Source organism: Brevibacterium sp. 1718, from assembly GCF_051131255.1.
Taxonomy (GTDB): domain Bacteria; phylum Actinomycetota; class Actinomycetes; order Actinomycetales; family Brevibacteriaceae; genus Brevibacterium; species Brevibacterium sediminis.
In genome coordinates, this window is sequence record NZ_CP186550.1 from 406,580 (window position 1) to 432,714 (window position 26,135).

Genomic DNA, 26,135 nt, shown 5'->3' on the forward strand with positions numbered 1-26,135 from the left:
GGGTGCGCAATCAATCACAGCAAATGCGGTCACTCTTCCGGATACTCGTTGAGGAATGCAGAATAGCCGACAGAGGTACGTGCCATCCGCGTCTCCGGGGCTCGGACCGTCAACCATCAACACGAGAACTGGGAAGAGCACAGCATGAATCGAGAAGTCGCCCAGGCCATCACCGACGCCGTCGACAACGCGTTCGATCGTCAGCTTGAGTTCACCGGTGATCTGATCCGCTGTCCTTCTGTCCGCGGCAGTGAGGCGGCGATCCAGGACCGCATGGAGCAGGAATTCGCCGACAGGGGACTGGAGACCGACCGCTGGCGCATCGACGAAGAGGACATCGAGGATCACGTGGGCTTCGGACCGATGACCGTGCCCTACGACGAAGACTTCAACATCGTAGGCAGCTATCGGCCGGCAGTCTCGGAAGGCCGATCCCTGATCCTGCAAGGTCATGTGGATGTCGTTCCGACCGGACCCTTGGAGAATTGGACTACTCCGCCCTTCGAGCCTCGAGTCGAGGACGGCTGGCTGTACGGACGTGGCGCCGGGGACATGAAAGCCGGACTCGCTGCCAACCTCTTCGCCTTCGACGCGATCTCCGCTGCCGGATTCTCTCCTGCAGCCCCGATCCATCTCCAATCCGTGGTGGAGGAAGAGAGCACCGGCAACGGAGCGCTTTCGGCACTTCTGCGCGGCTACACCGGCGACGCCGTGCTCATCCCGGAACCAGAAGAGAACTCTCTGGTGCGAACCAACGTCGGAGTCATCTGGTTCACCGTTCGTGTCGAGGGGAAACCGAGTCATGTCCGGGAGATGAGCAAGGGCTTCAACGCCTTCGACGCGACAAATGACGTGATCGCCGACCTGCGCACACTCGAGGCGGATTGGAATGGCCAGAAGGACCGGTACCCGGGCTTCGAGGATGTCGATCATCCCATCAACTTCAACGTCGGAGAGATCTCGGGTGGAGACTGGCCCTCCAGCGTCCCGTCATGGTGTGAGATCTCCGTCCGCGCCGCCATCTATCCGGGGATCGACCCGGAACAGGCGTGGGAAGAGATCCAGGAGCACGTCCGGCACGCGAGCATCGCCCGGCGCGGTCAGGACAGTCGCCTGCCACGCCTGGAGCGAACCGGCTTCTTCGCCGCAGGATATCGACTCGACGAAGGCGGAGAAGCCGAGGCCGTCCTCGGCTCGGCCCACCGGGATGTGTTCGGCCAGCCCCTGCGGTCGTTCTCCACGCCGGGCTACCTCGACGGCCGGGTGTACACGAACTATGGATCGATGCCGACTCTGACCTATGGTCCCCGATCCCTCGACATCCATGCCTTCGACGAGCGCGTCCACATCGAGTCCGTCCGCAACATCACGAAGACCATCGCTCTCTTCATCGCCGAGTGGTGCGGGCTGAAGCCGCTGAAATAGTCACTTTGGCGTTCCGCAGGGACTGCCGGCCCAGCACCCGTTCGAAACGATGCGTCAGCCGATTTGGTCAGCGAGGTCCTCGAAATCCTCGGCAATGACGTCCCAGTCGCCCGTGGGTTCGAGATCGATGGTCTGATCGGGTCCATGCTCGGTAGGGCGCCGAACGAAAGCCGTGTTGAGCCCGAGGGGCTGCGCCGCGGCGAGATCGCTGTTGTGCGCAGCGACCATGGCGACTTGCTGCGGTTCGAGACCGAGGATGTCGGCGGTCCGCAGATACGCGTCGGGGTCCGGCTTATAGGCTGCCGCCACCTCGGCGCCGAGGATCGCATCCCAGGCAAGACCAGCACGTTTGGCGACGTCGAGAGCCAACCGGATGTTCGCATTCGACAGTGGAGCGATGATGAACTGCTCCTTCAAACGGGTCAAACCTGCGACCGCATCCGGCCACGGATCGAGCCGATGCCACGCAAGATTGGTCTCGTCGAGGACCGGCGCGGGAATCGAGTTCGGATCGACGCCGAGACCTCTGAGCACGTGCTCGAGATTCTCCCGGTGGAGCACATCCAAACGAACGAACTCTCGGTCACCGTTGCGCACCCGCTCCATCGACGGCTGATATTCGGCCCGCCAAGCGTCGGCGAACTCAAGCGGAACGAGATCGGGAACATGGTCGCGCAAGTGCACGGCCACCTCGGCGGCTACACTGCTGCGCCAGTCGACGACGGTGCCGAACATGTCGAAGACGAGGGCCTTGACCGAATCGAATCCTGCTCTCATGGTTACACGGTAGTCCGCGCACATCAGACCGTCCACGTCGGTTCTCCCGCTCACCATGTCAGTCCGTCCGCTTAGACTGAGCGGTGTTGGGAGTCGACGAGGACCTCATCGACACTGAACTACACGGCATCGGCGGAAGGACCTGACCGTGGGATGGAGCACGAGCGAATTGGCGCGGCTGACCGGCACCACGGTCAACACGATTCGGCATTATCACAAGCTCGGGCTGCTCACCGAGCCCGAACGGATGAGCAACGGATACAAACAGTACGGGGCTTCCCACCTGCTGCGACTCCATCAGATCCGGCGGATGCGCGAACTCGGGATCCCGTTGTCGGATATCGGTTCGGTCGACGACGATCACGAACAGCAGCAACTCGCCCTCAAACAGCTTGAGGTCGATCTCGGTGAGCAGATCGCGGCCCTGGAAAAAGCACGCACCGAGGTGTCCCAACTCCTCGAACACGGAGCGCCGATCGATACTGCTTCAGGCTTCATCGACATCGCCGCCCGGATGTCGAATTCCGATCGCGCACTGATGAACATCTATTCGACCCTGTATGAGGAATCGGCGCTCGCGGAGATGCGGTCCATCATGTCCGAGACCACACCGTACGACCAGGAAGTCGATGAGCTCGCCGAGGATGCCGACGACGCCACCCGCGAACGCTTGGCAGAGCAGATCGCTCCGAGCATGAAGCGACAGCTCGAAGCGAAACCCTGGCTCCTCGCGCCGACAGAGCGGATGACCGGGGACGTGAAGATGGGGCAGGCTGCGATCATCGGCTCGCTCAGAGAGCTCTACAACGACGCACAGATCGACGTCATCCAGCGTGCCTTCATCTCTCTCTTCCCGACTCTCGAGATTCCGGACGAAGATCGCGAGCGGTTCATCGCTTTCATCAAGCACGTGGCCGCAGAGGAAGAGGGCTGAGGCAGGGGACTGAGGCGGAGGAAAAGGAGTGATGTCGGGAGCTGAGGGAGAGAGCTGAAGACAGTGACTAGGGAAGATAGCTGAGGATTCGCTGGGTTCGACGATGAGGGCTTGACCCTGTTCTGAGAACACAGTCTGTACTGAACGTATCAACCATCAGATCCGGTTCATTCGGGCCGGGATCTGCCGATTACGTTCAGGAGGACACCATGAATCCCATCATCGAATTCTTCCAAGGTCTCGCCGCTCAGGTTCCCGACCTGCTTCAGCCGTTCATCATCGCCGCGGCCGGGGCGATCCCCTTCATCGAGGGTGAGATCTCCTCGATCATCGGCGTGTGGGCCGGGATGAACCCCGTGCTCGCCGGAGTCGCCGGAGCCATCGGCAACTTCATCTGCGTCACCGTCATCGTGCTCCTCGGAGCCCGGGCGCGCCGCGCCGTCGTGAATCGTCAGAGCGAAAAGCGTGAGCTCGCGGCCGTGGGAGTCGGCGCAGGTGTCGGCTCCGGATCGGTTGATGGCGCTGTGCCCGAGGCAAGTGCCACGCGGAATGGATCCGCCGACGTTCTCTCCCCGGATTCAGCGGCCGACGGCAATGCCGGTGACACGGTGACGGAGGGCCACCTCGGTGAAGGTGGGAAGCCCGAGTCCAAGGGGCGGGTCAAGTTCAAGAAGTTCCTCACTCGGTTCGGCGTCCCCGGTGCGAGCCTGCTCGGACCGCTGGCGATTCCCACCCAGATCACCTCCACGATCCTCGTCAGCGCTGGTGTGAAGACCTCGTGGATCCTGCTATGGCAGGGCATCGCGATCATCGCCTGGACGACCCTGACCACGCTCATCGCCACCGGATCGCTCGCCCTGCTGGCCGGCTGAAGCCTCAGGAAACGCGGTCCCCGCAGGTGCCGCCCTCACCAGCCCACCGCCCACGGACCTCGACGCCGCAAGAAGAAAGGACGAATCATGCGCTCGCTGTATCGCCACCGGCTGGTCCTCACACTCACAGGACCGATCCTCATCGCTCTGGGACTGCCGCTGATCGTCCCGTTCGCCGCGACCCTGCTGGGCGAGACGATGCACCTGCAGATGCGATTGAGTCTGCCCGAATCGCTGCTCGCGACCTTGGGCATTCTCGTCGCGTGGTTCGTCATCTCGCGGACGATCGACGTCGTCCTCAGCGGAAGCGACATCGGCGGCAAGATGACCGGGCGTCTTGTGTCGGCGGGTGCGTCGGTGCTCGTGCTCGGCGGAGGCTACCTGCTGATCACCGGTTCGATCCCATTGGCCGCGATCACTGCGGTCGTGATCAGCGGTCTGTTCTTCGCGTTGAATACGATGCTCGATGTTCGGGCGAAACGACCAGCACGAATCAGACAACCCAGCTGACCGTGCCCAAGTACTTCTCTCCGGGGCGAACCGCTTCGCACTCCGCTGTGACGATCCGCTTGACAAAGGGGGCATGGGCAGCGGCCTTAGCCAGGACGATCTTCTCGCAGACGGCGCGAGTCTTGTGATACGTGTAGCTGAACTTCACCACATCAGCGTGAGCGGCGGTGCCACCGAAGACGCTCGCCGTGGCCAGAATCAGAGAGGCTGCTCCGATTCCAAGGACTCGTTTCATCTGCATCGTCTTCTCCACTTCTCAGGGTCAGCATGCTCTGTGCGCGGCTACCGTCTGTGGCCGCACGACCGACACTATTTGCGGTTGCGTGAGTCGGAGATGATTGCGTGTACCGAGGTTGAAACCTGATGTTCCCCACTTGAAACGTACAATGGACTGGATGTCTGATACCGGGAGAACCCACACCTCGTCGCTGGCCGTGCTCGGTGCGCTGCTGTTCATCACCGCCCGCAGCCTCGATTCCACCGGCGCGCCGGGGATCCCCGCAAGTGCCGACCCGGCCAAGCTCAGCCCCACCGACCGGGAGACCCTCGCCGAGGTGGAGTCCGCCCTCACCGTCCAATTCGAGAACTCAGGGACGTCCGTGACGTCCACCCTCACCGAGGTGGCTGCGGCGGTTGCGTACGTCCGCGGCCGGGCAGAGGTCCCAAGTCTGACCGCGAGCCGGTACGACCGGCTGCGCAAGTCGGTGCTCGACGGCCTCGGCGCCACCTCGGCGCAGGGGGCGACCATCTGGCCGCCGACCAGTCAGACCGCGGTGCAGAGGTTCGGATCCTGGAACGAAGCGCTCAAAGCCGCGGGTCTGGCGACGAACAAAATCGGCCGGGCCAAGGGGCAGCTGCGTTTCGACGCGGATGCCTACGACAAGGCGATTGCCGAATTCCTCGCCGACTGCGAATCACGCGGGACCGTCGCGACCTACAAGGCTTACACCGAATACGCCGCCGAGCATAAGGGCGAAGTGCCCTCGGCAGCGGCTGTCCGAAAGTTCTACGGAAGCTGGAATTCAGCGCTCGCCGCAGTGGGGTGAGGAGCGGATCAGCGACCGTGCATCTTCCCGCCGACCGCTCACGCTATGCGATGCGCGTTCGGCGGTAACTTGAGCGCTCGGTGGCCCAACACTCCCGGCATCACCGGTTAGCGGCGAAAGCCTCCAACCGGTCGCACGCGGTGTTGATGGTCTCGTCGGAGACCGCGAATGTCAGGCGCAGGTAGCCTTCGCCGGCCGGGCCGAAGGCCGAACCTGGAATCGTGGCGAGATTGTGCTGCTCGAGCAGCTGAGTCGCCAGCGCCCAGGAGTCCAGCCCCCACTCGGACACGTTCACCCAGGCATAGAACGTCGCCGCCGGACGCAGCAGACTCAAGCCATCGATGGCGTTGATGCGCTCGACCATGAGCTCACGCCGCCTGGCATACGAGGCGACCATCTCCTCGACCGCGGTCTGCGGTCCCTCGATTGCGGCGACCGCTGCCTCCTGGACGAACCCGGGCAGGCTCGAGGTCAGGCCCTCCTGCAGCAGTGCCATCGGCGCGATGAAATCCTGCGAACCGATGACGAAACCGCACCGCCAGCCGGTCATGGCATAGGTCTTCGAGAAGCTGCCGATGGCCAGGAACCGATCGAATTCAGCCCCCGCCTCGGCGGTGGATGGCTTCACCTCGGCGACGGAGGTGAAGACGGCATCGTCGAAGACCATCTCGTCATAGACCTCATCGGAGATGACGGTGAACTCATGCTCATCGGCCAGCGCAGCGATCTGCTCGAGGTCGGCCCGATCCATGACCGAGCCCAAAGGGTTCGACGGACTGTTGATGATCACGGCCGCGGTCCTGTCCGTGATCACTGAGCGGACATCCTCGGCGCGGAGCTTGAAATCATTGTCCTCGGTGACAGGAACGGATACCGCATTCCCGCCGAGGCGGTGCACCTGACCCAGGTAATTGGGGAAGCTCGGGTCGGGGATGATGACCTCATCCCCTGGGGTGACAGTGACGTCGAGGGCGAAGGTGAGCGCCTCCATCGCGCCGAAGGAGACCATGACGTTCTCGGGCGTGATGCTGCGATTCCACCGAGTCGAGTACTTCCGGGCGATCGCCTGCCGCAGTTCGGGGATGCCTGCATTGGCGACGTAGCGGGTGTTGTCGTTCTCGATCGCGCGGATGCCGGCGGCCTTGATGTGCTCCGGAGTGGTGAAGTCCGGTTCGCCGACGGTGAGCTTCACAGCATCGGGGAAGTCGAGGGCGAGGTTGAACATCTTGCGGATGCTCGACGCCGGGTAAGAAGCGGCCATGGGGGAGATGCGGCTGTGCGAACTCGTCATGGCCTCAGTCTGCCCCCGATCCTGCGGCTGCGGCAGAGGAGGGCCACAGCGTAAGACCGGGACGGTCCCCGGCAGCTGGCCTTCAGCTTGGTGAATCTGCGCTGGCTTGGTCCGTGCGCCGAGCTGGTGCAGGTTCACCAAGCCGGTGGTGCATGCCAGCCCTCGCCCCGCCTACTCGTGCAACCCGGCCAAGCGGGATCCAAATCGGGCGAGCAGGCTTGTCTTCTTCGCCCCGGTCGCTGACTCCCACGCATCGGCGAGGCCGAAGATCTTGTACATCGACCGGATGCCCAACCACCGAATCGGTTCGGGCTCCCACTGCCCGGAGAAGTGGTCGTTCCACGGCAGCGCTGTAAGCGGACTCGATGCCCCGGCAGCCCGATCGAGCAGGGTCTTCGCCGCCAGATGAGTAGCCGTCACCCCGTGTCCGGCATAGCCGCGGGCCACTCCGATGCGCTGTGTCGGGTCGAAGAAGATGCCGGCGCACCAGTCTCTGGTCACCCCGAGCGCACCGCGCCAGGCATGCGCAACCTCGAACTCGAGGTCCGGGAAGAGCGAGGACAGGCGCCCGGCCAAGAGGTCGACCACCTCGGCGGGGACCTCACCGTCACCGGGCAGGCCCGACCGGAAAGCATAGGGCGCCCCACGGCCGCCGAGCGCGATCCGGCCATCGGCCGTGCGCTGGGCATAGATGAACGTGTGTGCCGTGTCGCCGAGGCATTCGCGCCCCTCCCAGCCGATCGACGCCCACGCCTCGTCCGACAGCGGCTCGGTTGCGATCATCGACGAGAACACCGGGATGACCTGCCGTCCCTGCAGGCCCGGCAGGTCGCCGCCGACCGTGTCCGAATACCCCTCGAGACACACGAAGATCGTGTCCGCGCGCACCGGCCCGCGGTCCGTGGCGACCGAATTCTTTCGGATATGCCTCGCCGAGGTGGCCTCACAGATGGTTACGCCCTGTTCCCTGAGCACGTGGCCGAGTCCCCGGGTGAGCAGTGCAGGATCGATGGCGGCGGTACCGGGGAAGTAGAGGCTGCCGAGCGCTCCGTCGACGTTGATGCGGGCACGAGTCGCCTCGGCGTCGAGGAACTGCATATCCTCGGGCCCATATCCGAACTGCTCATTGCCGGCCTCAAGGTCGCGCAGCCGGGACAGGCCGGCCTCCGTTTGAGCGACGTCGATATGGCCGCCGCGGATTTGGTGGGCATCGATGCTTTCAGCTTTGCAGACGTCGAGGACCTCGTCGATGGAGTCGAAGAGTGCGGACTGGAATGCGCTGACGCTGGCCACGCCGTCGAGCCCTGCCGAGCCGACCGGTCCGGAGGGATCGTTCTTCCGGGCACGGTCGACCGCCTCGGCGAACTTGGTGCGATTGCCCGGCAGCAGGGTAGAGAGCCATCCGCCGTTGCGGCCGGAGGCGCCGTAGCCGATGTGGCGGGCCTCGATGATGGTGATCGCCCAATCGGGGTGGGCCTGCCGGGCGTAATAAGCCGACCACAGGCCGGTCAGTCCGCCGCCGACGATGACGAGATCTTGTTTCTCGCGCGGCAGCGGTGCGGGGTCGACGTCGTCGGCGGGGGAGGCCGCCAACCAGTGCGAGGCTTCACCATTGAAGTAGGACACGGATCATCTCCTGAACTCGAGGCGGACCATGCGGTCGCCTACGAAAACAGTTCTATCTCACGCTCAAGGTGAAGTAAATAGTTGCGCCGATTTGTATTGATTGCTGAAACGATCTCGACAGCCTACTGATTTCTTCGTCAGGGCGGCACTTGAGTGGTTGTACTGATTACACTGTTCGCATGAGCGCAATGGAGCCGATCAATACCCGCGAATTTCCACTCAGCCACGAACCGATCGAGGACTGGCAGATCATTCCGGCCGCCTCGGCGGGAGGGCCCGACGCGGTTGGGCCGGTGGGGCTGGAAGGGGCGACTGCCTCGGCGGGGGATTCCGGCACGAGCAGCTCGGTCGAGCTGGAAGGGGCGACATCCTCGGCGGGGGAGGCGTCTGTGACGACGGGATTCGCCGAACTCGGCACCATCGGCGGCGCCGATTTCGGGCTCTGGGAGATGAACGCCGGAGCGATGCGCGATATCGAAGGCGACGAGGTCTTCCTTGTCATCTCCGGGACCGGACGCATCGAATTCGACGAACCCCGCCGTGACCCCATCGAACTGGTGCCGGGATCGCTGGTTCGCCTCGTTGATGGGATGAAGACGCGCTGGTATATCGACGGAACGCCGCTGCGGAAGCTGTTCATCGCGCCCGGCGAAGGGTGAGTTTCTCCACGCTCGGGTGGGCAGGGGGCAGCGGGTAACGGATTACGACGCCGAGGGAGTCGGGAAAACGTCATGGGCGCGGATCCTCCTCGTTGAGTAGTGTCGAAGGCAGCCCGCTCGGACGAAAGGGATCGACGATGATCGACTTGGCCCACCCGCGCGACCTCGTCATGATCGGCGCGATCTTCGGACTCGCCGCATTCATCTGGTCAGGCTGGGCGCAGGAAGCGCCGCCCAGAGCGCTGGTCTGGCGGCTCGTGCTCGCGGGGCTCGGACTCGCGGGACTCGCACTCGCAGTGCCGAGCATTCTCACCGCCATCGGCAACTGGTCGGAACCCAGCGCCTTCACCACCGGGACCTCCGCACTCACGCTCTACCTCATCGTGTTCTGGGCCGAGGTCATCATTGGCGCGGTGGCGAGCTTCTTCCTTATCCGCACCGGCCAGACCGAGAACATCGCTCCGCTCATCCTCGCGATCGTCGGAATCCACTTCTTCGCGCTCGCCGTCGTCTTCGGCCAGCCCGTCCTTCACGTGGCGGGGCTGCTGCTGACCATTGTCGCGGTGGTCGCGTTCATCCTGCCGCGCGAGACCGCGGCGCCGAGTTTCTGGTGCGGCATCCTCGGCGCTCCGGTGTTCTTCGGAATCGGTCTGTGGTGTCTGCTCGCCGGACGCAGCGCGCTCGCCGCTGGATGAAACTCGGACACCGCTGACAATCCCTGGTCAGGTGCTCTATCGTGAGTGAACCGGTGCGCACCGTGGTCCGGGGACGGTTTCGTCCCGCGTTGCGCAGCACGCATGGACACCCCAGCACGGACACCTCAGTATTGCCCCGAAGAGATGGACCCCGAAGAAGGAGTCGACGATGAAGACTGCTCGCCGTTTGGACAACCTCGGCACCGAGACCGCTTTCCGCGTGGCCCAGGCCGCCGCCGAATGGAAGGCGAAGGGCAACGAAGTCTTCCCGTTCCACCTCGGCGATCTCAATTTCCCGCTCGCTCCTCACATCGTCGAGGCGATGGAGCAGGCGATCCGCGACGGCAAGACCGGCTACTGCCCGGGACCGGGGATCCCCGAGCTGCGGGAGGCGCTTGCCGATGACCTCGGCTCGCGACGAGGAATGAAGATCGACCCCGCCGAGGTGGTCGTGACCACCGGAGGCAAGCCCGTGATCACGAAATTCCTCCAAGCCGTGATGAACCCAGGTGAAGGCGTGCTCTACCCGAATCCGGGCTTCCCGATCTACGAATCCCAGATCGAGTATCTCGGCGGTACGGCCCTGCCCTACCGATATGTTCCGACCTCCGACGGTTTCGCCATCGACCTCGACCACCTGCGGGCATCGATCGATGAGAACACCACCGCCATCATCTACAACGACCTGCAGAATCCGATCTCCGCAGAGTCGACTCCGGGTGAGCGTGAGGCCATTGCCGCGATCGCGCAGGAATTCGACCTGTGGGTGCTCTCCGACGAGGCGTACTTCGAGATGCGCTATCGCGGAAAGTCCCAGTCGATCGCCGCGCTGCCGGGAATGCGGGAGCGCACCGTGATCCTCTACACGTTCTCGAAGAAGTACGCGATGACAGGTTCGAGGCTCGGCTGTGCGGTGGCACCGAAGGAGGTCGCCGAGGCGATCTCGCTGATGAACACCAACGACGAATCCTGCACGAACCAGTACGTGCAGTGGGGAGGGATCGCTGCGTTGCGCGGACCGCAGGGGCCGGTCGGGCAGATGTTGGAGGTGCTGCGCAAGCGTCGGGATGCCGCGTGCCGGCTCATCAACGAGATTCCCGGCATGTCTGTGGCGACGCCGGGCTCGACGTTCTACGTCTTCCCCGATGTCACCGAGGCGATGGAGACGAAGGGAATCGCGACTCTGGCGGACTTCACCACCGAGGCTCTGCATGCCACTGGTGTCTCATTCTGCACTCGCGAGCACTTCGGGTCACCGCAGCCCGGTGAGGACCGGTCGTACATTCGACTGGCCTATTCGGGAATCGACGAAACTGCGATCACGACCGGGCTCGGCCGCCTCAAGGAGTGGATTGAAGCGGGGCGGTAGTCCGTTTGGCGGGGTTGCTTGCGGTGGTCCCGGGCTGCGGCGCCGTCCCGGCCACGGCTCTGTTCGGACCACGGTGCCGTGCCGACCGCAACTCAACGCGGACCACGGTGCAGTGCCGACCACAGCTCGGTCCAGACGACAGCTCTGTTATGTCCAGCTGCTCCAGGCGGGCCGGCGGGTGCTCGGCAGCGCGTTGTCACGGCGCCAATCGTGGATCCAGTCGGGCAGTTCGGGTTCGTTCTCCGGCATCCCGAAGGCCTCGATGAGGTCGTCCCTGGTGAGCGGCCGGTCATCGGAGATCAGGCGAGTGGCGACATAGGCTCGGGCGAAGATCTCGCCGTCGACGACCATGCGCTGTTCGAAGAACACGGTGCGCTCGTCGATTCCGCAGACCTTGGTCTCGAGGTTGTAGCGCTGCCAGAGTTTCAGTGATTTGCGGAAGCTGATGGTCTCGGCGCTGACGACGCCGGTCCATCCGCGCTCACGCATCGCCTGCCACGCTCCGCTGCGCACCATCATGTCGAGTCGCCCCAGATCCATGATGGAGAGGTACTTGCCGTTGTTGAGATGCATGAATATGTCGATCTCGCCCAGGTGGACGCGCATGGGGAGGGAGTAGGTGTCCCAGATGTCGCGCGCGGAACGTCGGCGGGACCTCAGCAGGTGCAGGATCATGCGGAAGAAGTGCATGCAATCTATGTTACTTGACAGTAGTTTGATGGGCGACCATAACCCTGCCGGGTGAATGGGGCTCTGATTGATGAACGTAGACCCGACGGCGAATGCGCCCACGGAAGGGTGCGCATCCACGGACCCGGGGAGCCGCCTCGGCGAGGGTGGGTGTCAGTCCTTCGCGGTTTCGGGTTCGCGGCCGGGGATGAACGGTGATTCTTCGGGCTCGGGGTGGCGCTTCCACTGGATGAGCATGATCGCCACACCGAGAGCGACGGCGCCGATCGCGCCCCACACGTTGGTGCGCAGGCCGAGGATGACGAAGCTCGGATCGAGGCGGATGGACTCCCAGACGATGCGACCGGCGCCGTACCACATGAGATAGACAGCGAATAGGCGTCCCCACTGGAAGAAGACCTTGCGGCCGAGGTAGAGCAGGACGAGAGCGCCGAGGCTGTTCCAGATGACCTCGTAGAGGAACGTTGGATGGAAGAGGGTGCCGGGGGGAGTGCCCAGTGGGATTGCCGGATTGCCGGGATCGATCTCGAGTCCCCAAGGCAACGTGGTGGGCAGGCCGAAGAGCTCCTGGTTGAACCAGTTGCCGAAGCGACCGCAGGCCTGAGCGAGGATGAGGCCCGGTGCCAGGGCGTCGAGCAGAGTGGTGAGTTTGAGGCCGAGGCGGCGGCACATGATCCATGCACCCAGCGTGCCGCCGATGAGTGAACCGAAGATCGCGATGCCGCCCTCCCAGATCGCCCATACCGAGCCGGGTTCGAACGGGTTCCACGGGTTGCGGCCGGGACCGAAGTAATCGGTGTAGTGCGTGATGACGTGATAGATGCGGGCAAAGACGATGGCCATCGGTACGGCCAGAGTCGCGATGTCGAGCACCTGCCAGTCCTCGACACCGCGCCTGGTCAGGCGGCGGTTCGTCAGGACAATGGCGATGATGATGCCCACGAGGATGCACAGTGCATAGAAATGGATCGTCAGCGGTCCGAGTTGGAAGCTCGAGATGGACGGGCTGGGGATTGCCGCCGAGATGTCGTGTGGAATCGCGGTCGCGCTGGAAGTCACTAGGCCGAGGTGCATGGGGCCAGTCTATTTGCACCCGTCTGAGAATCTCTTATGCAGCGTCTGCTCTCTGACCGGCGAGGACCGTTTTCGGGCCGATTGCTGTGCCGCCTGCGCTCCGACTAGCGCGTAAACCCGAGTCCTGTGGGGTGAAGGCAGCCGCGACAAGGCCATTCGCGCTCACATCAGAATGGAGGCACAGCGGTGCCATTGAATGGCCATGCGCAGCTACGTGCCGAAGAGGCCGTTGATGATGTCGTCGGTGACGAATCGTGAGTGGAGGATGGGAGTGCGGGCGGGGTCGATGCTTTCGGGCGGTCGCCATGCCGGCCGTCCGTCGCCGAGCATGAAGACTTCCCAGTCGGAGCGGTCCATGAGGTGGTGGTGGAAGGAGCACAGCAGGCACATGTTGTTGATGTCGGTCTTGCCGCCCAGGGCGTGCGGCACAACATGGTTCACGTCGCACCACCCCGCTGGTGCGTCGCAGCCGGGGAACACGCATCCGCGATCCCTGGCGGTGACGATTGCGGTCTGCTTCTTGTTGGCGAAGCGCTGTTCCGTGCAGACTTCCACCGTGCGAGCCTTTTCGTCCATCAGGTGGAAGAAGACGGTGCCATCGAGGCCGCGTCGAGCGACGTCGCCCATCGGGAAGCGGCCGCCGGAGCCTGTGGTGGCTTCGCCGATGCCGTTGGCAATGTCGGACGCTTTGGCTGTGACGACCAGGGCGTAGGGCGAACCCTTGGCGGCTTCCTTCATGCTGATGCGCGAAATGAGAGTGGCGAAACGTTCGTAGATCCAGGCTTTCGCATTGGGCTGCTCGCTCATGAGATCGACGGCCGAACCATCGGCGCGGACCCCTTGACCGGCATGAACGGGGCGGTCGGCAGCGGAATCGGCCGTATCCGCACCGGCGTCACCGGCAGCTTCACTGTCGGCACTGGAATCGCTGGCGGCGTCTAAGACAGCCCATGGGGGAGCGTCATAACGATCGCCGGTGAGCACTGCGTCGATGGGTTCGAACTTCTCTTCGCCGGCAGCCTGACCGAGTCCGACGTTCGGGAAGAGCGCGGGAGCGTCGTCGGCCGCGGGGCGGGCCGCTTCAGTGTCGGTGGGGCGGACGTTGTTCGATGTGGTGTCGTCGCCCGATTCTGCAGTGTTCGACGGGTTGTCACCGGTGGGTTCTGCGATTGTCGAAGTGTTGTCTTTCGCGGATTGGATCCGCGAAGTCAGCAGTCCGTGCAGTTCGGATCCCGCCACGGGGTCGAGGACGCCTTCCAGCCTCCAGTCTCCATTGCGCTTGGGCCGGGCAGTGATGAAGTAGGCGGAACGATCGCTGGGGTCGAGCGGCTCGGCACCGTCGGGGTCGATGAGAGCGAGCATCCGACGGAAGATGTCGCGGAGCTCGCTCACAGTCACCGATTTCGCGTACTTCACGAGGTCGGTCTCCACACGGGACTTCGTCTCGTGATCCACCCACGCGGGCAGTGCCTTGAGGCAGTCTTCGATGACAGTGAGGTGCTCCGCGGGCAGAGTGCCGAGGTGGAGCTGCTCGGCGACGAGCGGGTGTTCGGGCTCAAGCGATTGGCCGTCGAGCGCAACTCGTCCGCCGAGATTCTCTGCGAGCCTTGCCCGGCGGTTAGCTTCTCGCCCCGAGAGGTTGAGGCGTTCCTGGATGAGCGCCTTGGTCGACTTGGCGCCACTGTCCTTAGGCGTGCCGACACGTTCGTAGACGGCCAGTGCCAGGGTGGACAGAGATTCACTGAGTCGACGCAGAGCCTCTGCTCCATCGATGACCTGCAGGGCCTCGTTCGGCCCCATCGGCCGATCGAAGGCGCGAAGACCTCCGACCAGTTCGGTCAGGGAAGCGATCGAGTCGGTGATTTCGGGAGCGCTTGCGGCCAGGTCGTTCCAGGCCGCGTCGGTGAGGATCGGGTGCATCGAGGCTGGTCGTTGAGAATCAGTTCCAGCCTCGGGCCGAGCGGCGTCGGGGTCCTTCGTAGTGGCCGAGCTGGCAGGACCAGCGGATGTGGGCTGCGCGGTTGAGCGGGCCTGCTCGTTTGCCTCAAACAGTGCGGTCGGGTCTGGACCTGCGGTCGTGTCTGTCGGGCCGTTCGGCTCGTTCTCAGTGGATGTCGCTGATTCGACGCCTTCGCTCGACTGTTCGCAACCGACAGCCGTGCCGGCTGTGTTCGGTTGTCCGGCATCGGCAGCCGACGTGTCTTCGCCTATTTGTTCGTCGTCGGCTATCGGCGCATTGTCAATCGCTGCGTCATCGTCGGTCGAAACTGGGTCAAGGGCCTCGAACACCTCGGCGAAGTGGTGTCCGCTGAGGTCGAGCCCGGCCGCCTTGAGCTGTTCGGCCAGTGTTGCGGGGGCCGATGTTTCTTCGGATTGTGCTTGCGCGGTGTCCTCGGGTGCGTGGGCATTCTGAGAAGTGGCGCCCACGAGGCCTGCTGGTGTGGTGTTCGTTGGCGGTCTTCTGCTCGCCCCACCGTGCGAGTCAGGGGCAGCGCGGCGGTCGCGCTTTCCTGACTTGCGTCGCTTGCGGTCGGGAGTGAAGGTCATCGCTGTTGAGTTCCGTTCGTCATTGAAGGTCTCTTAACTCAATTGTAGGCAGTCAGAGAATAGAAGACAATAGAATCTTCGAAAAATATTCGACTAGAAATGGCACGCAAAAATGTGAAGGCGGCTTTTGAGTTGTCTATTGGGATGTGAGTCAGTTTGAGGGCACTTTACTCGTCGGCACTGACTCGGGACCGGCGACGATTGAAATGTCGGGAGGATTCTCGGAACGGGGTCCTACCCGGTAGAGGTGGGTGATCTGTGCGATGCTTGCCGTCCGGGAAGGGTTGGAGCCTGGCCGCCTGGGAAGGGTTGACCGGTAGTGCTCGGATAGAGCCGCCTCGGCGAGGTTGGATCTGCACGCATCGCCATTGTCGGTGGGATGATGGGGAGCTATGGCCCTTGATTTCACCCTGGTGCAGTTGCGCTACTTCCAGGAGGTCGCCAGGCGGGAGAACATGACCGAGGCGGCGAAGCAGCTCAACGTCACTCAGTCGGCGATCTCGACGGCGATGGCCCAGCTCGAGCGGACCATCGGCCTCGACCTCTTCATCAGGCAGAAGAACCGATCGGTCGTGCTCTCTCCGGCAGGTAAGCGATTCCTGGCCGAAGTGACCAGCTTCCTCGAGGCTTCCGATGCGCTCGGAGAAACTGCGCAAGGGCTGTCCCGGTCTTTGAGCGGGAGTCTGACAGTCGGCGTGTTCTCGCCGATCGCGCCGACCCGACTGCCGCTGATCCACGATGAGTTCGCGAAGCGCTATCCAAAAGTGCAGGTGACGTACCTCGAGGCCGACCTGGAAGAGCTGCAGAGGGCCGTCACGGCAGGCGATTGTGATCTGGCGCTGACGTACATGCTCGGTCCGACGGGCCGATTCGGCACGTTCCTCCTCGACGTCGTCGAGCCTCACGTTCTGGTGTCCCGCAATCATCGCGTTGCCGGGGGTGGGCAGCCGAAACCGGTGCGCCTGAGTGAACTCGCCGACGAAGACTACATTCAGCTCGATCTGCCCTTCTCCAGGCAGTACTACGACGAACTGTTCCGTATCGCAGGGGTTGTGCCGAAGACGAGGCATTCGTTCTCCGGCTACGAGACGCTGCGGTCGTTCGTGGCGATGGGACACGGGTATTCGCTGCTGAGCCAAAGCGTGTCATCGGGTACCTATATCGGGCTGCAGACCGTGGACGTTCCCCTGCTCGACGACTTCCCGAGCATCGACCTCGCCGTGATCTGGCCCAGCGGCGTGCGCTTGAGCCGACGCGGGAAGGCATTCTGCGAAGTCAGCAAAGAGGTTCTGGGCGCTGCGGTGAAGCAGTGACGGTCCGGGCGCCGACCACGTCTGCTCTCATTGATTCAATTGATGACAATGTTCAAAAGTATCTGTTGGACTGATTCCGATTCGCTCATCACAATAGATGGCAGGCATCACACGGGCAGACGGTGATGCTTCCGCCCCATCAAGGTGACAGGCCCGTCATGGGACAGGCCCATCATGGGACAGAGCAAAGGAGCTTTGATGTCCACTCCCACCACCGACCAGGAGCACACGCCCACAGCCGACGGCCGTGGTCGGTCGACGAAGATGCAACGGAAGGTGCTCCTCGGCGGCAGCATCGGCCAGTTCGTCGAGTTCTACGACTTCACGCTCTACGGACTCTCCGCCGTCATCCTGTCCGAGTACTTCTTCCCCGACGGCGACCGGATCACCGGTCTGCTGGTCATCTTCGCGACCTTCGGAGTCGCGTTCGTCATGCGCCCCCTCGGCGGACTGTTCTTCGGAGCTCTCGGCGACAAGGTCGGCAGGCGGCAGACCCTGACGATCACGATCTTCCTCGTCGGAGCCTGCACAGCCCTCATCGGCATCCTCCCCGGTTTCGACACGATCGGGTGGTTCGCGCCGATCCTGCTCATCCTCGCCCGACTCGGCCAGGGCTTCTCTGCCGGCGGCGAATCCGTCGGCGGACCGTCCTTCGTCTACGAGCACGCTCCGATTGCCAAGCGCGGACTGTGGATCAACATCACCCTGGCCGCGACGGCTCTGCCTTCGGTGTTCGCCGGCGGCCTCATCCTCCTGCTGTCGACGGTGATGAGCGATGCCTCATTCGACTCATGGGGCTGGCGCGTTCCTTTCCTCCTGGCGCTGCCGTTGTCGGCCGTCGGGCTGTGGATCCGGTCGAAGACCGACGAATCCGAGCTGTTCAAGAAGACCGCCGCCGAACGGCCCAAAGAGTTCAGCCCGATCCGCGAAAGCTTCCGCGAGAACTGGGTCGGAATGCTCCAGGTCTTCTTCGTCCTCGGCGTCACCGCGCTCGGCTTCTACATGCTCTCGGCGTACTTCGTCACCTACATCCAGACCACCGGCGACCTCAGCCGCGAACAGTCGCTGCTGACAAACGCGATCGCGATGGCCAGCTACACGATCTTCCTGCCCATCGCCGGCCATCTCGGTGATCGATTCGGACGTCGGCCCATGCTCATCGCGGGTGCGATCCTACTCGCGGTCACCTCGGTGCCGGCATTCGGGCTGGTCACCAGCGGCCACATGGGGCTGGCATTCCTCGGGCAGACGATCTTCGTCCTCGCGCTCTGCTGCTACGGCGGCGGCTGCTACACCTTCTTCTGTGAGCGATTCTCGACGAAGACGCGGTTCACCTCGGCGGCCATCAGCTACAACATCTCCTACGCGGCGCTCGGCGGAACCGCTCCGTTCGTAGGCACGTGGCTCGTCGACATCACCGGCGTCAACACCGCACCCGGCTATTACATGGCCGCTGCGGCCGCCGTGTGCCTCGTCCTCATCTTCGTCACGCGCCTCCCCGAGACTCGCGGACGGCTGGGGTAGGTGCGCCAACCCCACCACAGACCCGCGCAAACCACATCACCCACCAGAAAGCAGCGATCAGCAATGAACCATCAGGCACCCCCATCTTCCGACGCGGCCTTCCTCGCAGACTTCCACTTCGTCGCCACCATCGGTGCCACCGACAACAACGGCGTCGACCGGCAGGCGCTGACGGCCGAAGACAAGCAGACGCGCGACTGGATGCGCGGCTGGGCGACGGACAAAGGCTTCGACGTGCGCGTCGATGCGATCGGGAACATGTTCGCGTGCCTCGAATTCGTTCCCGATGCCCCGTACGTCCTCATCGGCTCCCACCTCGACTCGCAGCCGCTCGGCGGCCGCTTCGACGGAGCCTACGGAGTCATCGCCGCCCTCTTCGCGGCCCTGCGCGTCAAAGAGGAACTTGCCGAATCTGGCCCGAAACCCACCTTCAACCTCGCCGTCGTCAACTGGTTCAACGAAGAAGGCGGGCGCTTCGCCCCCTCGATCATGGGAAGCTCCGTCTACGCCGGGCTCTTCGACCTCGACGAGATGCTCGCCGTCGCCGACCTCGAAGGCACCACCGTCGCAGAGGCGCTGGGCGCCATCGGCTATGCCGGCACCGACACCCCGCCGGAGGCGATCACCTACGCCGAGATCCACATCGAACAGGGCCGAATCCTCGAACGCGAAGCCACGGACATCGGCGTCGTCGAGTCCAGCTGGTACACGCAGAAGCTCGACATCGACGTACTCGGCGAACAGTCCCACACCGGGGCCACAGCCATGGCCGACCGCCACGACGCGCTCGTCGCCGCGGCCAAGGTCGTCCTCGCCGTCGCCGAGGTGGTCGACGAGTTCGAGGAAGAAGCCCTCGTCTCCTCGGTCGGCCAGCACGTCGTCGAACCGAACTCTCCGATCGTCGTGCCCCGCCGCGTCCACATGGTCGCCGACCTCCGCTCCTCCGATCCGGCCATCGTCCAAGCCGCCCGCGACTTACTGAAGACGCAGATCGCCGAGATCGCCCGTGCCCACGACATCACCATCAACGCCCGCGACTTCGACATCCGCGACAAGCGCCACTTCCCGACCGAAGGCGTCGAACTCGCCGAGAAGGCCGTGGCCAACGAAGGTCTGAGCATCCGTCGGTTGGAGACGATGGCCGGCCACGATTCCGTGGCGATGAATCACCGCGTGCCCGCCGTGATGATGTTCGTTCCCAGCGTCGACGGCGTCTCCCACTGCGAACGCGAGTTCACCACCGATGAGGACATGCTTCGCGGCGTCCGCGTGCTCACTTCGGTGGCCGGTGAACTCGTCCGCGGTGAGCTCGCCGATGTCCGCGACGGTGCCGTCTGGGTCGGTTCGTCCGTCGCCGAGGCGCGCGCATGAGCACCGATACCCCGCGCCCCAGCGCCGCCGCCTCGGCCGCAGACCCGACCAGTTCGACAGCCGAACCCTGGACCCTGTCCGCCGCCGAGGCGCTCGCCGCCTTCCGGTCCAAGGAGCTGTCCCCAATCGACTACCTGACCTCCTTCATCGGCCGCATCACCGCCGAAGACGAGCGCATAAATGCGGTCACCGAAGTCGTCGAGGAGGCGGTCACCTCGGCGCGGGAAGCCGAGGACTTCTACGCGAACGCCACCAGCGATGACCTCGCCGAGGCGGCCGCCACCCGTCCGCTGCTCGGACTTCCCGTGATCGCCAAGGAGAAGCACGCGCTCGCCGGCCGCGGCCTCACTCAAGGGCTGCTGCACGAACGCGACACTGTCGCCGACCATGATGCCGCGATCATCGCCCGCATCCGCGCTGCCGGCGGATTCGTCCACGCCCGAGCGACCTCTCCGGAGTTCAGCTGCGCGACCATCACGCACTCGCCGATGTGGGGCGTGACCCGCAATCCGTGGAACCCGGACCTCTCACCGGGCGGGTCCTCCGGCGGTTCCGGTGCTGCGCTGGCAGCCGGGTTTGCGCCCCTGGCCACGGCCTCCGACATCGCCGGATCCACGAGGCTGCCCGCAGCCTTCACCGGCACCGTCGGGTACAAGGCCCCGTATGGTCGGACCCCCGGCGCCCAGCCTCTGGCCGCGGACTGGTACCGCGGGGACGGGCCGATGGCGCGCACCGTCGCCGACGCCGCCCTGCTCGCCAAGGTCATGGTCGGGGTCGATCCGAGCGATCATGCGACCATCTCCTCGCCCGGGTTCCTCGCTGACTTCGACCCCGCCGAGGCGGCCGACCGACTCCGCGGACGCAGGGTTGCGCTGTGCGTGCGCTTGGGGGACTTCCCCGTCGGGAAGGACATCGAGGCGAATACCCGCGCGGTCGCCTCGGCGCTGGAATCGGCCGGGGCACACGTCGAGGAGATCGAACTGCCGTGGACGGCCGAGCGGATCTTCGAGACCGCGTTCACCCACTTCGGGAATCTCCTCGCCCCCGCCATGCGCGCCGCCACCCGCGGCCACGAGGACACTCTGGCCGAATACACGCTGCGGTTCATGGCCGACGCCGAGGCGGTCGCCGGCCGCCGCTCCTTCTACGACGGACTCGCCATGGAAGCACGGATCCAGGCGGAGCTGGCGTCAGCAATGGACGGGTTCGATGTGCTCCTGGCACCCACCTCGGCGGTGGCGGGATTGGAAGCCGGGGCCAGCTACCTCGACGGGATCACGATCGGCGCCGACGGCGTCGGTCGCGAAGGGGCTGGTGACGGCGTGCGCCTCGACCACTACTGGCAGGCGCATATGACGATGCCGTTCAACATCTGCAACCGCGTGCCGATCGTCAATGTGCCCTCGGGGATGGCCGACTGCGGGATCCCCACCGGCGTCCAGGTCATCGCCCACCCCTATGACGACACCCGCGCCTTCGACGTCGCCGCGGCCATCGAAACGCTGTGCCCATGGACCGGACTGGCGCCGACGGTTCAGATAGGCTCATCGGATGGATGAGCACACCCTCGCCGAGGTGGAGCGTGCCGGAACGCAGTTCAACGCCGTCACAGCGATGACCGTCGACCGTGCGAATGCCCTCACCGCGGAATCGATCGGCCGCCGGGATTCCGGTCAGCCGCTTCGGCGATTGGAGGGGATTCCCTTCGCGATCAAAGACGTCATCGACCTCGTCGGGTACCCGACGACGATGGGATCGAATGTGCGCAGCGATGCCCCGGCTGCTAACTCGGCGCCGGTCGTCGACCGACTCGAAGCGGCGGGCGCGATCCCTGTGGCGAAGACGAACTGCCAGGAGTACTCCTACGGAATCCTCGGCGACGAATCCGCCTTCGGCCGCGTCGTCAATCCTGTTGATCCGGCACTGTGCACCGCCGGGTCGAGCTCCGGATCGGCCGCACTCGTTGCCGCCGGGGTGGTGCCGTTGGCTCTGGGCACCGACACGGCCGGGTCCGTGCGCGTGCCGGCGGCCTGCCAAGGCGTGCTTGGGTTCAAACCGACCTTCGGCGTCGTGCCCGTCGACGGAGTCTTCCCGCTCTCGCAGAGCTTCGACACCGTCGGACTCTTCGCCTCCGACCTCGGCCTGCTGACCACGGCTTTCGACGTGATTGCGGGCGACGATGCGGGTGATGACCGAGGGAACAGTGCACACACCATCGATGTCAGTCTCTTCGCCGATGACGTTGACCGGGCGAGAGACCTGCTCAGGTCGGTTCCCGAGCTCACGATCACCTCGGCGAATGGGCCGGCCCTGGCCGAACTCCTCGAGGACCTCGCACCGATCTACGATTACATCCGCCTCTATGAGGCATTCGAGGTCCACAAAGACCTCTACGCCGAGCACTCCGCGGACTACCAGCCGGGTGTGGCCAAGAAGATCGAATCCGGCCGAGGCCTCTGCGAGGCCGAATACCGAAAGCAGCTGGACGCGCTCGCCGAACTGCGGGAACGGTCGCTCGCGGTCTTCGGTGGCACTGACTTCCTGCTCACTCCGGCCATCGAGGGACCCGTGGTCCGCTGGGATGAGATCGACTCCGGCACGGCGGCGAAGTTCATGCGCTATTCGATGCCATTCAACGTGCTCGGCTGGCCGGCCTTGACGATCCCGCTGCCCAGGGCCGGAGGCGGCGAAGGACCGCAGGCGGTGCAGCTGGTCGGCCGCCCCGGCGGCGACCGCGACCTGCTCGCCTTCGCCTCGCAGCTGGTCTGACTAGACCCGTGGCCGGTCTGACATGGGGATCAGTTCGATTGATTCGGGATGCCTGGTCTGACTCGGTGCCACCGGTCCGATTCGGAGATCGGCGGAGTCGAGCCCACCCTCGACTAGGCTGAACTCGAACAGCCGCCGCGTCGAACGAACCGGAGCCGGGCCGATGAGACCCACGCACAGTCAGATGCTCACCCTCTCCGACGACTCGCGCGCAAATATCGCGGGAGTCCCTGCGCTCATCGTCAGCGGCATCCTCGTGTTCGGATTCGACTTCGACCCACTGGGTTCTGGCCCGAGCATGGCTGCATCGCTGGCCCTGCCGCACGAGGTCATCAACCTCTTCCTCGTCTTCTGGCCGCTCTTCGCGCTGACCTATCTGCTGTGGACCCACGCGGGACTGAGAGACCTCGACGAGACCGAACTCATCGTCCATTCCCGCTGGTCAGTGGCGAACCGCCGACGATGGTGGTCGCGGTGGTTCGGGATGGGCGGAGCAGTGTCCTGGGCGACCATGGCTGCCTATCTCGCATTCATCTTCAACATCTTCCTCGTCACCTCTGACTCGAGCGCCAGCATCGTCGTCTCTGCGGCGCTCGGCATCGCGAATGTCATCGCCTCGTGGGCGGTGCTCGTGTATTCGTTCGCACTCGAGTTCATGCGTCTCGACCTCAGCGGCGGCGGCAGCCCGGGGGAGCGGCAACTCGAATTCGACATGGAGGGCCCACGCGAGTTCGGCGACTACCTGACCTTCTCCGTGCTGTCATCGACGATGACGGCCGCGCTCCCCGGCCGAGCGGTATCGCGAAAAGCCTGGCGACTGGTGCGCACGAACGTCATCGTCGCCTTCGCCTTCAACTCCGTCGTCGTCGCGACCCTCGTCTCGATGATCCTCTCCTACGTCATGTGACCGTCACCGGCACAGCCCGACCCTGTGAATATCGCCGAGGCGGCCCACCTCGTTCAGGGTGGACCGCCTCGGTGAGGACGGAATCCTCAACCGGGCGGGCCACCTCGGTGAGGTGGGAGGTCACAGCCTCCAGCAGCTGTCGAGCGGAGCCTTGCCTGCGAACGTGCGGGTGGTGAAGGTTTCGATTCGCGGCAACGCAGCGACGTAGCCGCCGACGTGCGTGGGCCCGAGGTTGTCCTCAAACGCCACCTTGTGGCCGGCTCGGCACCACGTCGAGGCGAGTTCCTTGCCCTGATCGAACGAGATGACGTCGTCGAGGCGGCTGTGATTGACCAGCAGCGGAACATCCGGCACCTCGGCCTTGCCCAACCGCTGCCGGTCAACGATGTCCGTGAAGTTCTCGTCGATGATATCGGTGAATGACTCGCCGTTCTTCGTCAGCGACTTCCCATCCGTGAAGGCTGTCGAGAGCAGGGCTTCGACGGTGCACTTGTCCGCTGTTTCGGCCACCATCTTCTGCCCCTTCTCGTTGAGGAAGTCGCTTGTATCGATGTCGGCCTGCTCGGCGAACCCGACGACACCGTAGAGCGCGAATGCCGTGTAGACGCTCGAGAGCCCGGACACCGTCTTGTGCAGATCGACCGGCACTGCGCCGGCCGAAGCCGAGGCGATGTTGAGCTCGGGTGCCCACTCCTTCTGGAGTTCCAGGGCAGCCGTCGTGGCATGACCGCCCTGCGAGTAGCCGCGCAGTTGGAGTTTGGTGTCTTCATCGATCTCGCTGCCCTCGACCTGTTGGACGGCACGTGCCGCATCGAGGACCGACCGACCCTCTTCGACGCGATCGACGAAGTGGTGAGTGCCCTCGGTGCCGAGGCCCATGTAGTCGACGACGACGACAGGATGCTTCGCGGCCAGGGCCGAGGCGACTGAGATCCCCTCGTACTCGGTTCCCATGCCCAGCTGACGGCTGGGAGCGCACTTGTCGGCGATGCCCTGAGTGCCCGGCGAGATGACGACGGCATCGTCGGCATGGCCGCTCGCGCCGTTCGGAGTGAGCAGGGTGGCGGTCGCGGCTCGGGCCTGGCCCTTCTCATCAGTTGTCTTGTACATGAAGACCGTCGATTTCGCGTCATGCTTGATGAGTTTCACCGGGTCGAGGTAGAACTCCGAGTCGGCCTGCTTGAGCACTGTTCCGTCTTCGCTCGGCAGCGAGTCCGGGGTCTGATAGAAATCTCCGGGGACTCCTGATGCCGGCAGGTCTTCCTGCGCGGCTGCGTATTCGACGTCGGCGGGTGTGAGCTCGTCGGTCTTCTCGACGGCTTTCTTCGCCTGTTCGACGCTGATGCCCTCGGGGACTGATTCGCGGTCGAGTGTGCTCGGATCCTCTGCCGCACGGTCATCGAGGAACTGTTCGGCCTCGGCATCGGTCTGCGGAACGAGTTCGGCGGCGTGGGCCGGCGCGGTGGTCGTGCACAACGTGAGTGCGAGGCCGACGACGGCTGCGGCGCTCAGGGCCTGGAGGCGACGACGGGGTCTGTGTGAGGAGGTGGTCGGCAGTGCTGTAGTTGGCGTGCTCATAGGCGGTGGTCCTGTTCTGCCATGTCTCTCGGCATTGAGAAGGTGCGGGACAGTAGTGTCGGTGCAGATCGCGGTGGAGTGCACCGTGACGGTGAGATCAGTGTGGTGACGGGGTGCCGTCGGCCAGAGTGTTCACCGTTGGACGCCCTGATTGTGACGGGCACCACACACATTACTTGATAGTAGAACTGAGTGGTAGTTAAGTGACTGATTCGGTCTGTTGCCTGGTCGGGGCGGGTGTGTTCGGGTCGGAGCTGGTCGGCGCTGGATCAGGTCGGATCTGTTCAGGCGAGATGAGAGCGAACGACTTCGACGATGACGAGGAGCGCGCCGACGATCGAAGAGCCGACGGCGAGGCGGTAGAGGAGTCGGCGGTCGGCGCGTCGGATGACGAAGTTCGACAGCCACAGTCCGATGAGCATGAACGGCAGCAGGACCGCCGCCGCGATGAGGTGTCTGGTGCCGACTTCGCCGCCGATGGTCAGTCCCGTCAGAGACAGGATGCTGCCGAGGGTGAAGTAGGCGCTCATCGTCGAGCGCATCGATGACGGATCGAGCGAGCGCATGATGAGGCTGATCGGGGGTCCGCCGATGCTCGTGGCCGTGCCGAAGATCCCCGAGACCGACGACGCGAAGAACATATTGCGATGCGAGGCCGCCGGTGACCAGCCGACCAGGCTGAATGCGGCGCCGGCGAGGACTGTGATCGCGAGCATCAGAGACAGTCCGGAATCCGGCAGCAGCGCCACGGCGGCGGTGCCGATAGCGATGCCGGGCAGCCGTCCGAGAGCGCCCCAGCCGACGAGCTTCCAATCGACGTCCTGACGCTCACGGGCGAATGCCGTGAATGAGGTGAGGGTGGCCAGCAGCAGAAGGGCGGACGGCAGCAGGTCGGGGCGCAGGAGGGCGAGCACGGGCGCGGTGATCATGCCGAGGCCGAATCCTATGGAGCCCTGCAGGCAGGCTGAACCCAGCACCACGATCCCGATGATCAGGTACTGGACGATCTCCATCGATTCCTCATTCCTCCGCTGTGGGTGCCGCGGTCAGACATCTGCGGGCCTCCGGTCAGACGGCACTCGCCGCTCACGACACTGGGCCGCGCGGCGCAGATTGCGCGTTCTGAGCACCTATTCTATGCGTAAATCGAACAACTCA

General features: G+C 64.3%; 23 protein-coding genes. 14 read left to right on the forward strand and 9 right to left on the reverse strand.

Annotated elements, in window-relative coordinates; genetic code table 11:
• Nucleotides 1-144 precede the first annotated feature (144 nt).
• A complete protein-coding gene (locus tag ACOZ9V_RS01815; RefSeq protein ID WP_181271356.1) occupies nt 145-1,425 on the forward strand; it encodes an ArgE/DapE family deacylase in 1,281 nt (426 codons plus the stop codon).
• 54 nt (nt 1,426-1,479) lie between these two features.
• On the opposite strand, the gene ACOZ9V_RS01820 is transcribed toward ACOZ9V_RS01815, so the two are convergent.
• A complete protein-coding gene (locus ACOZ9V_RS01820; protein WP_218973659.1) occupies nt 1,480-2,202 on the reverse strand; it encodes a haloacid dehalogenase type II in 723 nt (240 codons plus the stop codon).
• 148 nt (nt 2,203-2,350) lie between these two features.
• Here ACOZ9V_RS01820 and ACOZ9V_RS01825 point away from each other — a divergent pair, with 148 nt between their 5' ends.
• From ACOZ9V_RS01825 to ACOZ9V_RS01835, 3 genes are all read left to right on the forward strand, one after another.
• The gene (locus tag ACOZ9V_RS01825; RefSeq protein ID WP_434593085.1) at nt 2,351-3,136 is read left to right on the forward strand and encodes a MerR family transcriptional regulator; all 786 of its coding nucleotides are present in this window, start codon (nt 2,351-2,353) and stop codon (nt 3,134-3,136) included.
• A gap of 209 nt (nt 3,137-3,345) precedes the next feature.
• A complete protein-coding gene (locus ACOZ9V_RS01830) occupies nt 3,346-4,008 on the forward strand; it encodes a small multidrug efflux protein (protein ID WP_181271354.1) in 663 nt (220 codons plus the stop codon).
• A gap of 87 nt (nt 4,009-4,095) precedes the next feature.
• On the forward strand, nt 4,096-4,518 hold the full coding sequence (locus tag ACOZ9V_RS01835) for a hypothetical protein (protein ID WP_434593088.1): 423 nt from the start codon (nt 4,096-4,098) through the stop codon (nt 4,516-4,518).
• Here the strand turns inward: ACOZ9V_RS01835 and ACOZ9V_RS01840 are convergent.
• Entirely contained in the window at nt 4,502-4,753 is a 252-nt protein-coding gene (locus ACOZ9V_RS01840; RefSeq protein WP_139469476.1) for a hypothetical protein, read from the reverse strand. The two genes, ACOZ9V_RS01835 and ACOZ9V_RS01840, sit on opposite strands and share 17 nt — an antisense overlap.
• Before the next feature lie 160 nt (nt 4,754-4,913).
• Here ACOZ9V_RS01840 and ACOZ9V_RS01845 point away from each other — a divergent pair, with 160 nt between their 5' ends.
• Nucleotides 4,914-5,564 (forward strand): homing endonuclease associated repeat-containing protein, encoded by a 651-nt coding sequence (locus ACOZ9V_RS01845; RefSeq protein WP_434593091.1) that lies wholly within the window; start codon nt 4,914-4,916, stop codon nt 5,562-5,564.
• Nucleotides 5,565-5,664: 100 nt separating this feature from the next.
• On the opposite strand, the gene ACOZ9V_RS01850 is transcribed toward ACOZ9V_RS01845, so the two are convergent.
• Together ACOZ9V_RS01850 and ACOZ9V_RS01855 are read right to left on the reverse strand one after the other, a co-directional pair.
• Nucleotides 5,665-6,855, reverse strand: a complete 1,191-nt coding sequence (locus ACOZ9V_RS01850) for a pyridoxal phosphate-dependent aminotransferase (RefSeq protein WP_434593094.1) — start codon at nt 6,853-6,855, stop codon at nt 5,665-5,667.
• Nucleotides 6,856-7,026: 171 nt separating this feature from the next.
• Nucleotides 7,027-8,481, reverse strand: a complete 1,455-nt coding sequence (locus ACOZ9V_RS01855; protein WP_434593097.1) for an NAD(P)/FAD-dependent oxidoreductase — start codon at nt 8,479-8,481, stop codon at nt 7,027-7,029.
• Between the two features lie 179 nt (nt 8,482-8,660).
• Between ACOZ9V_RS01855 and ACOZ9V_RS01860 the strand changes: the two genes are divergently transcribed.
• From ACOZ9V_RS01860 to ACOZ9V_RS01870, 3 genes are all read left to right on the forward strand, one after another.
• Nucleotides 8,661-9,140 carry a cupin domain-containing protein gene (locus tag ACOZ9V_RS01860; RefSeq protein ID WP_434593100.1) on the forward strand — a complete coding sequence of 160 codons (480 nt, stop codon included), beginning with the start codon at nt 8,661-8,663 and terminating at the stop codon, nt 9,138-9,140.
• 137 nt (nt 9,141-9,277) lie between these two features.
• On the forward strand, nt 9,278-9,835 hold the full coding sequence (locus tag ACOZ9V_RS01865; protein WP_434593102.1) for a hypothetical protein: 558 nt from the start codon (nt 9,278-9,280) through the stop codon (nt 9,833-9,835).
• A 169-nt stretch (nt 9,836-10,004) separates the two neighbouring features.
• Entirely contained in the window at nt 10,005-11,204 is a 1,200-nt protein-coding gene (locus ACOZ9V_RS01870) for a pyridoxal phosphate-dependent aminotransferase (RefSeq protein ID WP_434593105.1), read from the forward strand.
• A gap of 147 nt (nt 11,205-11,351) precedes the next feature.
• On the opposite strand, the gene ACOZ9V_RS01875 is transcribed toward ACOZ9V_RS01870, so the two are convergent.
• The 3 genes from ACOZ9V_RS01875 to ACOZ9V_RS01885 form a co-directional block, all read right to left on the reverse strand.
• On the reverse strand, nt 11,352-11,894 hold the full coding sequence (locus ACOZ9V_RS01875; protein WP_434593108.1) for an acyl-CoA thioesterase: 543 nt from the start codon (nt 11,892-11,894) through the stop codon (nt 11,352-11,354).
• A 153-nt stretch (nt 11,895-12,047) separates the two neighbouring features.
• Nucleotides 12,048-12,968 (reverse strand): prolipoprotein diacylglyceryl transferase, encoded by a 921-nt coding sequence (lgt, locus tag ACOZ9V_RS01880; protein WP_172172571.1) that lies wholly within the window; start codon nt 12,966-12,968, stop codon nt 12,048-12,050.
• Between the two features lie 210 nt (nt 12,969-13,178).
• Nucleotides 13,179-15,395 (reverse strand): DUF222 domain-containing protein, encoded by a 2,217-nt coding sequence (locus ACOZ9V_RS01885; protein WP_434593111.1) that lies wholly within the window; start codon nt 15,393-15,395, stop codon nt 13,179-13,181.
• A 512-nt stretch (nt 15,396-15,907) separates the two neighbouring features.
• On the opposite strand from ACOZ9V_RS01885, the gene ACOZ9V_RS01890 reads away from it, so the two are divergent.
• The 6 genes from ACOZ9V_RS01890 to ACOZ9V_RS01915 all read left to right on the forward strand — a co-directional run bounded on the left by ACOZ9V_RS01890 (nt 15,908) and on the right by ACOZ9V_RS01915 (nt 23,399).
• Nucleotides 15,908-16,828, forward strand: coding sequence for a LysR substrate-binding domain-containing protein (locus ACOZ9V_RS01890; RefSeq protein ID WP_434593114.1), 921 nt, complete (start codon nt 15,908-15,910; stop codon nt 16,826-16,828).
• A gap of 198 nt (nt 16,829-17,026) precedes the next feature.
• Nucleotides 17,027-18,352 (forward strand): MFS transporter, encoded by a 1,326-nt coding sequence (locus ACOZ9V_RS01895; RefSeq protein WP_259358291.1) that lies wholly within the window; start codon nt 17,027-17,029, stop codon nt 18,350-18,352.
• Nucleotides 18,353-18,415: 63 nt separating this feature from the next.
• Nucleotides 18,416-19,723, forward strand: a complete 1,308-nt coding sequence (locus ACOZ9V_RS01900; protein ID WP_434593117.1) for a M20 family metallo-hydrolase — start codon at nt 18,416-18,418, stop codon at nt 19,721-19,723.
• Nucleotides 19,720-21,282 (forward strand): amidase, encoded by a 1,563-nt coding sequence (locus ACOZ9V_RS01905; RefSeq protein ID WP_434593120.1) that lies wholly within the window; start codon nt 19,720-19,722, stop codon nt 21,280-21,282. The genes ACOZ9V_RS01900 and ACOZ9V_RS01905 overlap by 4 nt, the downstream gene beginning before the upstream one ends.
• The gene (locus ACOZ9V_RS01910; protein WP_434593122.1) at nt 21,275-22,492 is read left to right on the forward strand and encodes an amidase; all 1,218 of its coding nucleotides are present in this window, start codon (nt 21,275-21,277) and stop codon (nt 22,490-22,492) included. The genes ACOZ9V_RS01905 and ACOZ9V_RS01910 overlap by 8 nt, the downstream gene beginning before the upstream one ends.
• A 163-nt stretch (nt 22,493-22,655) precedes the next feature.
• On the forward strand, nt 22,656-23,399 hold the full coding sequence (locus ACOZ9V_RS01915) for a DUF1345 domain-containing protein (protein ID WP_259358295.1): 744 nt from the start codon (nt 22,656-22,658) through the stop codon (nt 23,397-23,399).
• Nucleotides 23,400-23,519: 120 nt separating this feature from the next.
• On the opposite strand, the gene ACOZ9V_RS01920 is transcribed toward ACOZ9V_RS01915, so the two are convergent.
• Both ACOZ9V_RS01920 and ACOZ9V_RS01925 read right to left on the reverse strand, forming a co-directional pair.
• Nucleotides 23,520-24,977 carry a lipase family protein gene (locus tag ACOZ9V_RS01920; protein WP_434593125.1) on the reverse strand — a complete coding sequence of 486 codons (1,458 nt, stop codon included), beginning with the start codon at nt 24,975-24,977 and terminating at the stop codon, nt 23,520-23,522.
• A gap of 284 nt (nt 24,978-25,261) precedes the next feature.
• Nucleotides 25,262-25,990 carry a sulfite exporter TauE/SafE family protein gene (locus tag ACOZ9V_RS01925; RefSeq protein ID WP_434593128.1) on the reverse strand — a complete coding sequence of 243 codons (729 nt, stop codon included), beginning with the start codon at nt 25,988-25,990 and terminating at the stop codon, nt 25,262-25,264.
• Between the last annotated feature and the right edge of the window lie 145 nt (nt 25,991-26,135).

What these genes read in the sequence shown, in the direction of transcription:
- ACOZ9V_RS01815 (WP_181271356.1), top strand. Translation starts at nt 145, where the DNA reads ATGAATCGAGAAGTCGCCCAGGCCATCACCGACGCCGTCGACAACGCG.
- ACOZ9V_RS01820 (WP_218973659.1), bottom strand. Translation starts at nt 2,202, where the DNA reads ATGAGAGCAGGATTCGATTCGGTCAAGGCCCTCGTCTTCGACATGTTC.
- ACOZ9V_RS01830 (WP_181271354.1), top strand. Translation starts at nt 3,346, where the DNA reads ATGAATCCCATCATCGAATTCTTCCAAGGTCTCGCCGCTCAGGTTCCC.
- ACOZ9V_RS01835 (WP_434593088.1), top strand. Translation starts at nt 4,096, where the DNA reads ATGCGCTCGCTGTATCGCCACCGGCTGGTCCTCACACTCACAGGACCG.
- ACOZ9V_RS01840 (WP_139469476.1), bottom strand. Translation starts at nt 4,753, where the DNA reads ATGAAACGAGTCCTTGGAATCGGAGCAGCCTCTCTGATTCTGGCCACG.
- ACOZ9V_RS01845 (WP_434593091.1), top strand. Translation starts at nt 4,914, where the DNA reads ATGTCTGATACCGGGAGAACCCACACCTCGTCGCTGGCCGTGCTCGGT.
- ACOZ9V_RS01850 (WP_434593094.1), bottom strand. Translation starts at nt 6,855, where the DNA reads ATGACGAGTTCGCACAGCCGCATCTCCCCCATGGCCGCTTCTTACCCG.
- ACOZ9V_RS01860 (WP_434593100.1), top strand. Translation starts at nt 8,661, where the DNA reads ATGAGCGCAATGGAGCCGATCAATACCCGCGAATTTCCACTCAGCCAC.
- ACOZ9V_RS01865 (WP_434593102.1), top strand. Translation starts at nt 9,278, where the DNA reads ATGATCGACTTGGCCCACCCGCGCGACCTCGTCATGATCGGCGCGATC.
- ACOZ9V_RS01870 (WP_434593105.1), top strand. Translation starts at nt 10,005, where the DNA reads ATGAAGACTGCTCGCCGTTTGGACAACCTCGGCACCGAGACCGCTTTC.
- ACOZ9V_RS01875 (WP_434593108.1), bottom strand. Translation starts at nt 11,894, where the DNA reads ATGCACTTCTTCCGCATGATCCTGCACCTGCTGAGGTCCCGCCGACGT.
- lgt (WP_172172571.1), bottom strand. Translation starts at nt 12,968, where the DNA reads ATGCACCTCGGCCTAGTGACTTCCAGCGCGACCGCGATTCCACACGAC.
- ACOZ9V_RS01890 (WP_434593114.1), top strand. Translation starts at nt 15,908, where the DNA reads ATGGCCCTTGATTTCACCCTGGTGCAGTTGCGCTACTTCCAGGAGGTC.
- ACOZ9V_RS01895 (WP_259358291.1), top strand. Translation starts at nt 17,027, where the DNA reads ATGTCCACTCCCACCACCGACCAGGAGCACACGCCCACAGCCGACGGC.
- ACOZ9V_RS01900 (WP_434593117.1), top strand. Translation starts at nt 18,416, where the DNA reads ATGAACCATCAGGCACCCCCATCTTCCGACGCGGCCTTCCTCGCAGAC.
- ACOZ9V_RS01905 (WP_434593120.1), top strand. Translation starts at nt 19,720, where the DNA reads ATGAGCACCGATACCCCGCGCCCCAGCGCCGCCGCCTCGGCCGCAGAC.
- ACOZ9V_RS01910 (WP_434593122.1), top strand. Translation starts at nt 21,275, where the DNA reads ATGGATGAGCACACCCTCGCCGAGGTGGAGCGTGCCGGAACGCAGTTC.
- ACOZ9V_RS01915 (WP_259358295.1), top strand. Translation starts at nt 22,656, where the DNA reads ATGAGACCCACGCACAGTCAGATGCTCACCCTCTCCGACGACTCGCGC.
- ACOZ9V_RS01920 (WP_434593125.1), bottom strand. Translation starts at nt 24,977, where the DNA reads ATGAGCACGCCAACTACAGCACTGCCGACCACCTCCTCACACAGACCC.
- ACOZ9V_RS01925 (WP_434593128.1), bottom strand. Translation starts at nt 25,990, where the DNA reads ATGGAGATCGTCCAGTACCTGATCATCGGGATCGTGGTGCTGGGTTCA.